Genomic DNA, 10707 nt, shown 5'->3' on the forward strand with positions numbered 1-10707 from the left:
CGTCAGATCCACTCCCTGCGTCTCCACTCCCTACGTCAGATCCACGGCGCCGGCCGGAACAGGTACCCGGGCGAAGACCGCGTTCTGTTCCGCGTCCAGTTCGCTTCGACGCGCCGCGCTGGTGCCGGGTAACCGGGCCTGCTCGTACAGTGCATGCGTGATCGTTTTTGCGTCGAAACTGTCAGCGGTGTGCAGCTGCAGCTCGAATGCCCGGCCGGATCCCGGATCGCGCCAGGTCGAATTGATCCCCTGATAGCCGTCGCCTCCCCATCCGTTCTTGAAGTCGATCTGCTCGAAACCATGGGAACGCAGGCTCGTCACGATGTCACGCACCGCTCCGCTGTAGGTGTCCGCGGGTAGGCGGACGGTGTAGCGGATCGAGTCCCGGATACGGGCGAGTGCCTCGCCGATCGAGACGTTGGGGGCGTTGAGCAATGTGACGGCGGCCTTCCGTTTCAGGGAGTCGGCGAATTTCAACGCCTGGTCAAGACCCACCAGCTCGGCGTCTGGTTGACGTGCCACCAGTAATGATAATGGCACACGAATATCTGGTTCCGCCCCGGCGGCCTGAGCCAGGAAACGATCCACGGCGGCGTTCTGTTCAGCGGTGAGCGTGAGCCCTCCGTCGCCGGCCCACCCCACCGCACCCGCCCGACCGGTGACCGCGCCGTCGACGGTGGGCAGCACGCTGCCAGCATCCGCGGTGCCCTCACCCGCCGACGGATTCCGGGCCGGAAATTTCCGTGCCGACCTACTGGTGCGTGCCCCGGAGCCTCGGATCTCGGCGGCCAACGACGTAAGGCGAGTACCGCTGGCTGCCGGCGTGGAGCGTGTGAGGAGCCGGCCCCCGCGCAGGACCTGGCCGGCGCCACGGACGCCGCGAGCGAGTCCGCCGAGCGTGACAAGCCCTCTGCTGCCGGGAACGCAGTCGAGCAACGCGAGCCCGACATCCCCCAGGGACGCCCGGCCGGCACCATACCGGGCGAGGGTGTCGGCAAGGACCACGAGCGCGGCGGCGAGCACCACCCACGCGGCCGGCCCACCGATGACGAGCGCGACCACGCCCAGGACGGCAACGGTGATTTTCGCGACCCGGACAGCCGCGTTCCAGAACCGCCCGGCCCGTTCTGTCAGAGCCTCCCAGAAATGCCGGGGCCTGTTCCGGATTCCCGCCCGGGAAGCTGCACGGATCGCGGCCGCGCAGATCGTCGCGGCATCCTCCCGCATCTGCCGCGCGGACGAGGCGAGGCGGCAGGCCATATCCAGGTCGGCCTGCGCGTCCTGGAAGGATTTTCTCGCCTGCTCGAGATGGGCCACGGCCACGTCACGGTCACGGATCGCCCGCGCGACCCGGGCCGGATCAGGTGGAGGCACTTCGACCGGGCCTGTGAGGAGGCTCGGGGCGACCGCGCCGGACACGCCAGGTATGACAGGGTCAGATACAGGGGCAGGTATGGCCAGCACGGGCGACGCGGAAATCAGCGTGCTCCGTGCCAGAGCGGCCAGCGCCCGGGCCTGGTCCCGGCGGGCATGGGCGTCCCGGCCTCTCGCGAGCGCGGCATCCGCCTGTGCCTGTGCCGTCTCCAGGACCGGCCTGTAGGCGTTCAGTGCGTCCCCGACCATGCGGTGGGACATCTCGAGCGTGCGCAACTGCCCGGGGAGTTCACCGTGCTCGTCTCGGTAGGCGTCGCCGGCCCGCCCCAGCCAGGACCGCGCCGCCCCGTCAGCGGTCAGCGTAACGACCTGGCCGCGGGCACATTCTACGTCCGCGGCGAACTCCAGGAGCCGGCGCTCGAGATCCCACACGGCAAAGGGGTCACCCGGCGCCGGATCGGCGTCCAGGCCGAGAACGTCCCAGCCCACGGGCCGACTCATTTCGACCCACGACCAGAAGAATATGCGGGCCAGTTGCAGCAGTCTGTAAACGGCCAGTCGATCTGCACGTACATGCCCATCACTCCGGCGGGTCAGGGGCGAAGCCAGGCGACCAACGTGGACATATGAACGGTAACGCGAGAACCGGCCGCGCGCACCCCTCCGCCAAGGATTTCATGCCAAAACATTTGGCGACCCCTGCCAAATGTTCATGGCTCCACCGAATGGTCACGGCGAAGCCGCTCGGGTACACTCGACGACAGCATCCCGCACAGCGGACAGGCAGCGGACATTCGGCGTTGACGACATCGAGATATCGGCTACCGCGGGTACACGGATTCGTCCGCGCGTCGGCACAAGAGCGCGTATGGAGCGCTATGACAAGCATCACAGGACGCCCGCTCCTCGAGCGCACAAACAACACAGCCGCAGGTCAGGCCACAGCACGACCAGCACGGTCAGGGGGCAGTCAGCCAGTGAACACCTTTCTTTTAGAGCACGTCCAGCAGGCCCCTATATCCTCGACCGGAACAACGGGAGGGGACGCGGATGACGATACTGGGTCTGCTGGCAGGCGCCTTGACGACGGGATGCTGGCTGCCACAGCTTCTGCGGTCCTGGCGGACACGGTCCGCCAGGGATATCTCCTGGACCTATCTGGGCATCCTCGGGCTGGGGGTGACTCTGTGGCTGAGCTATGGCCTGCTCACCAACGAAATGACGATCATCCTGGCGAACGGGGCGACCGCCAGCGCCATCATCGCACTGGCAGGCCCGAAGGCCTCGTTTCGACCACGAAGCGCGGAAAACCACATGACGACCGACACAGCGGTCGCGAGGGCACGGCCCCGGCGGCCCGCGCGTGCGGAGCGTGGACGATCGCGTTTCCGGTCGCATCCGTCCGGACCTGACCGGCGGCCGCACATGCGGAGCGGGACGATCCGAGCAGGAGTTCGTGGCAGGTTCATGGCAGGTTCATGGCAGGCATCGTCCGCGGAAGGAGCGGGTCCGGTGGCCCCCCGGCGGGTCGCGAACAGAATCCGACATTCCCGAAAAGCAGAATTTCCGATGAACTTCTGATAACACCAAACCACCCCTACAATCAGTATCCGGCGGAATACATCGATCAAGTGGTCGACTGCCGTTCGGCTGGGTGTCGCCTCGTGGCCATATGGGTCTGCAAACGTGCGGACCCGGTGTTTCAAAGAGGGGACAAGTACCCATGTCTGTAAGTCGTCGCCAGGTCATCGCCGGTACCGGAACGGCGGGTCTGGGATTCGTGTTGTCAGGAGCGGTCGGTTCGATCTTCGGTGGGACTGCCTCGGCCGCGGCGCCGAACGGGTTCCACGGCTATGGGGAGCTCATCCCCGACCCCGCAAAAATCGTCGATCTCCCCAAGGGCTTCCAGTACAAGGTTCTCTCCCGAGCCGGTGTGGACACGCTGCAGACGGGCGAGAAACTTCCGGGACTCCCGGACGGCTCGTTCGCCTTTCCCGGACGCAAGCGCAACAATGCGGTACTGGTACGTAACCACGAGCTTTCCCCGGGTGCGACGGACCCGGTTCCGCACCTGCCCGGGATCGTCTACGACCCGGGTGCCGCGGGTGGCACCACCACCGTCACGGTCGAGGGCGGCCAACTGCTCTCGCAGGTGGCGAGCCTCGCCGGAACGATCCGTAACTGCGCCGGCGGCAACACCCCCTGGGGAACATGGCTGTCGTGCGAGGAGACCGAACTGACTCCGGCCGATGACGCCCGCCTGACCAAGAGGCACGGTTACGTTTTCGAAGTGGACCCCCAGGGCCGCCTAAACGACGCCGAGGCCGTCCCGTTGAAAGCGCTCGGACGCTTTGCGCACGAGGCGGTCGCGGTCGACCCCAAGACCGGGATCCTGTATCTCACCGAGGACGCGGGCTCGCCGCTCGGGCTGATCTACCGGTTCCTGCCTGCGAAGCCGCTGGGCGGCCCGGGCAGCCTGCGGGCGGGCGGGAAGCTGCAGGCGCTCGCGGTGGCCGGCGTACCCGATCTCTCCGTGTTCACCGAACTCGGCACCACACTGCCGGTCACCTGGGTCGACGTGCCCGATCCGGACGCGACGACCACGTCGGTCCGCAAGCAGTTCGCCGGCAACGCGGTCACCCGCGTATCCAAGGCCGAGGGAATCTTCTGGGAGCGGACAAGCGCCTACATCGTCTCCAGCTATGCCAAGGCCAGCTCCGGACTGGCAGGTGTGCACGAGGGGCAGGTCTGGGAGTTCAACCCGCGGAAGTCGACCATCGAACTGGTGGTCAGGATCGCCCCGGGCGGGCGTTTCGACGGCCCTGACAACATCACCATCTCTCCCTACGGCAGCAGTATCGTGCTCGCCGAGGACGGCGACGGTGAGAACTACCTGACCGTCGTGGGTGACGACGGCACCGTCTACCCGCTGGCACGCAACGCCCACTCCGACGGCGAGTGGGCCGGTGTGACGTTCTCCCCGGACGGCACATGGCTGTATGCCAACGCCCAGGTCGACGGCCTGACCATCGCGATCACCGGCCCCTGGCGAGCCAGATAGGCAAGCAGGAGGGCAGACACGACAGAGGTAGAGGTCCTGTCCGTGGCGTTGTCGGAGCCGAAGCGACACGACAACGCCACGGCGTCACCGGTGCGGGTTACGCGGAACTCTCCAGCCAAGATCTATAGCAGCTCTCCGACCTGCGACCACGCCACGATCCAGCTGGTCGTACAGACGGGGCCCGGAGCGGTCCTCGGCCCTTCACGCCTTCCTTCCGATCTTTCCCGCCCCTTCCTTCGAGTTCTTGTTTTGCATTTGACAAAATCCTGTAGATTTTTGTTTTCGATTCCCCGGCCGGCCAGGACCTGACTGGCCGTATGGCAGGCAGGGCCAGCGGCCCCGTTACGTCCTTTCCTGGACCCTCTGCCCTGCCTTCTTGCCGGTCCGCGCCGTCTCCCGTCAGTTCGTCGGCCGGTCAGCAGGCTTCCTCCGATGGATATCTCGCCGTATCGGCGAGCAGTCGCTCGTAGCGCCGTTCCAGTTCCCTGCGGCGGGCGAGCAGTGGGGCGACGAGCTCCACCAGGCGCTCCCGCTCACGGACAAGCGCCGGACAGCCTGCGCGTTCCGCGTCCTCGACCGTTTTCCGGTCCTCATCGGTCGCACCTGGCTGTCGGGCCGCCTCGGCCAGAGGGCCGCCTCACAACGATCGGCTTCCTCGGCGACAGCACGACACGCCCGGTTCGCCTCCGCAAGCGCCGACCATGCCTGGCCCGCGGCGGCGTCCCGGCGGGCGATCTCCTCGACGGTCACCGACGTGGCGGCCCGTTCATGAACGGCTATCAGTGGCTCGACACGTGCGCGGTGCTGGCAGAGCAGACGGTCCGCCTCGGCGGCTGCCGTCACGGCCGCGCCGAACTCGGCCTGCCGCCGCGACATGAGGCCACCGAGACGCGATCGCTCGTTGCGGTTGCCGAACCGGTCGCTCCGCCAGTCGTTGGCAAGTCTGGTCCGCTGTCTGCGGGCGTCCCGTAGCCGCCTCTCGGCGAAGAGTGCCATGGAGGCGGTGTGCGCGGCCCTGGCCTCCAACCGCTGAACCTCGGCACGTAACCGGATGGCCTCGGTGAGATCAGAACGTGCCCGCTCGACCGCGGCGAGGGCTGCGGCCGCGTCGCTGGCAGCCGACCGGCAACTGTCACGGACCCGCTCGGCCTCCCACAACCGGCGTTTGGCGCTGTCGCGGGCGGCAACGAACTCCTCGACACGCTGGTCCCGCTCGACGCGTGTGCTCGCGGAACGGAAGGCTGCGATGTCGAAACTGGTGAGCCGACGATCCAGTTCGGTGATCCGCAGCAGTTCGGGGGTTCTCAGCAGGTCAAGAAGCTGCTGCCCGACCTCGTCCCACTGGTTGCGCAACGCACGCAGGCTGGCTTCGGCTGTGACCTGCTCAACCACCGTGTCCTGCTCGACGACCCGTTCGACCCGCTCGACCCCTCCCAGCAGCATGACCGTCCCCCAGGTTGGCCAAGCGGTGGTGCCCCGCAGCGGGCAAACCGTACGCGGCGATAACGACGAGAATTAACCGTATTACAGATAGTAAGAATACTAGTGGATCGGAGCCATCCGCAACACATGCTGCCGGCGAAAGTCGCCACATCCCGGTCGGCCCTCCACGCGCCGGGCCCCACACTCCGGACATCGACGCCCGGACGGCCGGGAAGCACTCCACGCCCGCCGAGAAGCGGCATGATGCCGACGATCAGAAGGCAACCAACACCCGAACAATGAGAATGATCACAATTCCCCGTCCGCGTCGGTACGCCTGGGCCGGATGGAGGGATGCCGGCCGGCAGATCGGCCGAAGTACGCGCCCGGCAACCATGCCCCGGAGCAGGTCTCGCATATGCACGTGCGAATGACCGTGCTGTATCCTTCCCACGAAGTACGTGCATATGCACACGCGCTAATGCTCGACCGCCCAGTTGCTCATCGGCAGAGGGGGAGGGAACGTGGTCCACACAGGAGGCGGGGTCGCCACCCCCGGCTCCGGCCCCGGAGCCGGAGCCGGAGCCAAGCAGCATCCGCGGTACTGGATCAGGTCGTATTTCGTGTCGCGATCACTACGGTCCCGAGGTCGAGCCCGAGATACCTACCGAGCGCCCGGGACCGGCTTCCAGCGGCGGCCCGGACAGGCTGAGCCTTCCGGACCTACTGCCGCACCCGGATCCGAGCGGCATCCCGGATGCCGGAAACCATGATCATATTGTTTTCAGTCCCGTCACACGAAGGAGGCCAACTTGCCCGAGATCTACAACGGGATTTCCACAACCGCGTTACCAGCGGTCGCCTGGAAGAAAAGCCGGCGCAGCAACTCCCAGGGAAACTGTGTCGAGCTGGCAAGGCTGTCGTCGGAGATCATCGCGGTCCGCAACTCCAGGGACCCGAACGGCCCGGCCCTGATCTACACCCAGGCCGAGATCGAGGCGCTCATCCTCGGGGCCAGGGACGGCGACTTCGACGAATTCCTGCGGTAGCGCTGGTCCGCCGGGGCCCGAGCTGTACCGTCCGCGCGGGGGCTGGGGTAGTCCGCCTGCTTCAGCCCGCCCGGTGCGGGCCTCCCCCCGATCAGAGCTCGTTTATGATCTTGTTCAGCGCCTCGATACTGGCGGCGGGAGGCACGCTGTCGACGCAGAGACGATCCATCGCTTCCATGTAGCGGTCCACGTCCTCCCGCTTGTCCAGGTAGACCGCGCCGGCGAGTTGCTCGATGTAGACGATGTCCGGCAGGTCCGCTTCGGGAAAACGCAGGATGGAGAAGGCACCGCCCTCGGCCGCATGCCCACCAAAGCGGAAAGGCATGATCTGCAGGCTGAGATTGGGCTGACTCGCCAGCTTGATCAGATGTTCCAGCTGAGCGCGCATCACTGCGGGGCCGCCAAGTGGACGCCGCAGCGCGGCCTCGTCGATCACAACCCACAATCTGGGATGCGACGGTCTGGCAAGCAGCTTCTGACGGTTCATCCGCACGCTGATCCGACGCTCGATGTCCTTGGGCCGGGCCCCGCTGTTGCCGAGCTTCATGACAGCGCGCGCATAGTCCTCGGTCTGGAGCAGACCCGGGATGAACTGCACCTCGTAGGTCCGGATCAACGTCGCGGCCTCTTCCAGGCCCAGGTACGACTGAAACCAGCTCGGGAGGACGTCGGTGAAATTCTGCCACCAGCCCGGCGTGTTGGCTTCCCGGACCAGTTCCATCAGCGGCGCTCGCTCGGCATCGTCTGTGACGCCGTAGAGGGTGAGCAGATCGGCCACGTCCCGCTCTTTGAAGCTGACCCGCCCCAGCTCCAAACGACTGATCTTGGATTCGGAGCCTCGAATGCTGTACCCGGCGTCCTCGCGGCTGATGCCCTTCTCCTCGCGCAGCCGCCGCAACAGGGAGCCGAGGAGAATCCGGCGCACGGTGGGACCCCCACCGGACTCAAGCGCCGTCACAACCCGCCCCCTTCACCGTCGTCTGATCACAAGAGTATGACATCCGATCTTCATGACCTGACAGGTTCCGACACCTTCTGCACGTGCACCCGCGCCTTGCATTTGCACGCAACGAACGCCATGATGTGCAGGCAGCTGTGCTGATGTCACGCACACAGGGGGTTCCGGGGAGGCCGTGATGACAACCCACGGACACACCCGGTGTTCGACGACGCCGATGACGCCGTCACCGATCACCGGAACAGTGCCCGTCGTCATGGCTGTCCGGTGTTCCGGGGCCACGACGGTTCACCGCCGACAGCGCGGCAATGCGATCGGGTACCGGTCGGCGGACCGGTACCCGGACATGCCAATGAGGCATTCACGGTCGCCTTTCCGGGTCGCCGGCCCTGGCGCGGAATGTCTTCCCGCCATGTGGTGTGAATCCGGGCACCGGAGGATCGTCGATCCCCGGGGCGGACGGACGGACGACGATGTCGGCGGGATGGCCAGCTGGCTGCAAGGGGATGGCAGGGCGGTCGCGGGGCGGCTCCTCTGGAACAGGGTGTGGGCGCATCCGTGGCCTGGTGCCACTGCTGGCGGCACCCGCCGAGGGTGGGAGTGGTGATGGTCGACAATGCCGGCCCGGGCACGGGGTTGCCGGTCGACGTTCATGTGCTGATGTGGCGCGTGGACGGATCGGTACTGCTCTGTCGTGGCGCCGAGTCGGATTCACCATGGCAGTTACCGTGGTCTGAACTTGGTAGTGGGGAACCCGCGATCGAAGCCGTGCTACGGATAGCCGACGAGACCCTGTCGGTGATGACAATGGCGACCCATGTGTGGCTGGCGCACGTAGCCCATCATCGGTCCGTCGGCGGCGGCGAACGACTGGGGCTGTTCTTCCGGCTGACCCACTGGAGCGGGATACCCACACCGGGCACGGACCCCCGGGTAAGCCGCCTGCAGTGGCATCACCTGAACACGCTGCCGGAATCCCTGGCGGCTCTCGACCGGGAGGCGTTGGCCCGTTGGCAGGACAACGACGTGTACTCAGAGTTGGGATGGAACCCGCAACGACTGTGCGCGGTGCCCCGGCTACGGGCCATCTCGGGCGTGCGGGCATCCTCGTAAGGTCATGACACCATGGCATGACGAAAGCGTCGTGCAACAAAATCGTGGCGTGAAAAACCAGGACGCGACGAATATGTGGCGTTGTGGAGCTACGACACCATCAGATCCGCTACGGCCACTGCCATAGCGCTGTCGGCTCTACCGTCCTACCGTCCTACCGTCCTACCGTCCTACCGCCGTACTGCCTGAGTTCGTGCGGAATTCACGCGTCCGCCGGAGCTGGCTGGCTGTGCCGACAGGCACGAATGCCGGCTACCGGGGCCGCGTCCCGGAGGTTCCGGCCACAACGGGATGCACCTGGAACGCGTCGCAGATGGTTGTCTGGCGCTCCAGTACCTGGCCGCGGGTCTGGTGCGGCGGAATGACCACGAACTGCTCGTAGGGCAGGCAGGCGGAATCGTCGCCGGACCGTACAGCCGTCCACTCGACACCGAACGACGCGGTGCCCTGCGGCTGGAGGACCACCGTTTCGGGCGGGCCCACCCGAAACAGGTTGCCGCCCTCGGAGCGGGCCGCCGGCCGTTCCTGTCGTCCGTTGTCGTCCGTGGCGGCCACGGACGGATAGCCGATCGCCGAGCACGGCTGGTCCGAGGTGTTGGTGAGAACGACGACGAACCCCTGGCGCTCGGCGGACGGATTACCCGCGGACGCGCCCACGGCCACCCGCAGACGCGCCTCGGTACACACCGGTGGCGATCCGGGCGCCGGGCTCAGCTGGCCGCCGGGGCCGGCCGGCGGACGCGAGGAGGAACCGTCGCTGCCGGTCTGCACCCTGGTGCCGGCCTCCGCGCCAAGCGGCGCGGCGGCCCCGACGACGTCCCGGGTGCCGGCGTCCCGCCGTCGGAGCCACAGGCGGCGGCACCAGCGAGAAACAGCAGCCCGACCCCCGTCACGACGATCCGGGTTGCACGGGTTCGGGGTCTGTTCGGCATGTGGGCAAGTCTTGCATCAACCGGCCCGCACGTGAGAGGTCACCCCGGCGCGCGGTATTCAGCCGCGACGCCGGCCTGGTAACGACGGCTGTGACGCCCTGCCGGGGCCGCGTCCGGGTCGTGTCCGGGTCCAACGCGGTGGCGGGCCGCGCCGGGAGGCCAACGCGTCGTTGACGGGCCGGGCGGCCGTCATCCCGTCACGATATGCCCGCGATATGCCCAGATGCCCACGGCAGGCCTGCGGCGGGCCCACCGCATGCCAACGTGTACCGGACACGCGACCGAAAGCATCGAAGTCAGCCCTATACTCCAATTTGTCCTTCTCGGGGGGGTTCACGAAGATCGGAACCTGTGGAAGGAGCAGCAGGGCCAATGATGATCAGAGACAGCTTACGGTGGGGTGCTCCAGCGCGATCGTCAGTAACGGACACAGCTCTTTTGCCCCGCCGCCGGACGACCGACACGGCCGACCGTTCTGGGCGGGACGGGGCCGCGCTCCGCCCGGTCGCCGGCCGGCTGCCGGTGGTTCTCACGCTTTCCGCTGCTGTTCTGCTGGCCGGTGGGCTCACCGCATGCAATCCGGCCAAGTCCGATCTGATGGAGCTGGCCACCGGTACCGCGTCACCGACCAGCGGCTACCCGCGACCCCAACCCTCCGTAACCGACGGAACGGCACCGACGCTTCCAGCGGCATCCGGCACGTCAACGCCCCTGGCCGCGGCCGTGGCGGGTGCGCCGGCCGCCGCGGGCGTGTCGAAACCGGCCGCGCCGGCCGCGGCTGCCAAGCCGGCCGTCCCC

At 67.1% G+C, this 10707-nt stretch carries 7 protein-coding genes and 1 pseudogene; 4 read left to right on the forward strand and 4 right to left on the reverse strand.

Annotation, left to right across the window (positions count from 1 at the left end; translation table 11 throughout):
• Window positions 1-30: 30 nt before the first annotated feature.
• Complete coding sequence (locus CM1CMNOD_RS00680) at window positions 31-1863, reverse strand: hypothetical protein (protein ID WP_013871761.1); 1833 nt, start codon at window positions 1861-1863, stop codon at window positions 31-33.
• A gap of 1234 nt (window positions 1864-3097) precedes the next feature.
• Between CM1CMNOD_RS00680 and CM1CMNOD_RS00690 the strand changes: the two genes are divergently transcribed.
• The gene (locus tag CM1CMNOD_RS00690) at window positions 3098-4435 is read left to right on the forward strand and encodes an alkaline phosphatase PhoX (protein ID WP_013871763.1); all 1338 of its coding nucleotides are present in this window, start codon (window positions 3098-3100) and stop codon (window positions 4433-4435) included.
• A gap of 399 nt (window positions 4436-4834) precedes the next feature.
• Here CM1CMNOD_RS00690 and CM1CMNOD_RS00695 read toward each other — a convergent pair whose 3' ends face one another.
• Window positions 4835-5878 carry a hypothetical protein gene (locus CM1CMNOD_RS00695; protein WP_013871764.1) on the reverse strand — a complete coding sequence of 348 codons (1044 nt, stop codon included), beginning with the start codon at window positions 5876-5878 and terminating at the stop codon, window positions 4835-4837.
• A gap of 791 nt (window positions 5879-6669) precedes the next feature.
• Between CM1CMNOD_RS00695 and CM1CMNOD_RS00700 the strand changes: the two genes are divergently transcribed.
• Window positions 6670-6906, forward strand: a complete 237-nt coding sequence (locus CM1CMNOD_RS00700) for a DUF397 domain-containing protein (protein WP_013871765.1) — start codon at window positions 6670-6672, stop codon at window positions 6904-6906.
• Window positions 6907-6997: 91 nt separating this feature from the next.
• On the opposite strand, the gene CM1CMNOD_RS00705 is transcribed toward CM1CMNOD_RS00700, so the two are convergent.
• Entirely contained in the window at window positions 6998-7864 is an 867-nt protein-coding gene (locus CM1CMNOD_RS00705; protein WP_013871766.1) for a helix-turn-helix domain-containing protein, read from the reverse strand.
• Between the two features lie 606 nt (window positions 7865-8470).
• Here CM1CMNOD_RS00705 and CM1CMNOD_RS00710 point away from each other — a divergent pair.
• Entirely contained in the window at window positions 8471-8977 is a 507-nt protein-coding gene (locus CM1CMNOD_RS00710; RefSeq protein ID WP_013871767.1) for an NUDIX hydrolase, read from the forward strand.
• 252 nt (window positions 8978-9229) lie between these two features.
• Here the strand turns inward: CM1CMNOD_RS00710 and CM1CMNOD_RS00715 are convergent, their stop codons facing one another.
• A complete protein-coding gene (locus tag CM1CMNOD_RS00715) occupies window positions 9230-9664 on the reverse strand; it encodes a DUF4232 domain-containing protein (RefSeq protein WP_193616636.1) in 435 nt (144 codons plus the stop codon).
• 683 nt (window positions 9665-10347) lie between these two features.
• Between CM1CMNOD_RS00715 and CM1CMNOD_RS22085 the strand changes: the two are divergent.
• Window positions 10348-10707 (forward strand): annotated as a pseudogene (locus tag CM1CMNOD_RS22085) (hypothetical protein); the annotation flags it as partial.

Origin of the sequence: Protofrankia symbiont of Coriaria myrtifolia (genome assembly GCF_900634755.1) — a bacterium.
Taxonomy (GTDB): Bacteria; Actinomycetota; Actinomycetes; order Frankiales; family Frankiaceae; genus Protofrankia; species Protofrankia coriariae.

What these genes read in the sequence shown, in the direction of transcription:
- CM1CMNOD_RS00695 (WP_013871764.1), bottom strand. Translation starts at nt 5,878, where the DNA reads ATGCTGCTGGGAGGGGTCGAGCGGGTCGAACGGGTCGTCGAGCAGGAC.
- CM1CMNOD_RS00710 (WP_013871767.1), top strand. Translation starts at nt 8,471, where the DNA reads ATGGTCGACAATGCCGGCCCGGGCACGGGGTTGCCGGTCGACGTTCAT.
- CM1CMNOD_RS00690 (WP_013871763.1), top strand. Translation starts at nt 3,098, where the DNA reads ATGTCTGTAAGTCGTCGCCAGGTCATCGCCGGTACCGGAACGGCGGGT.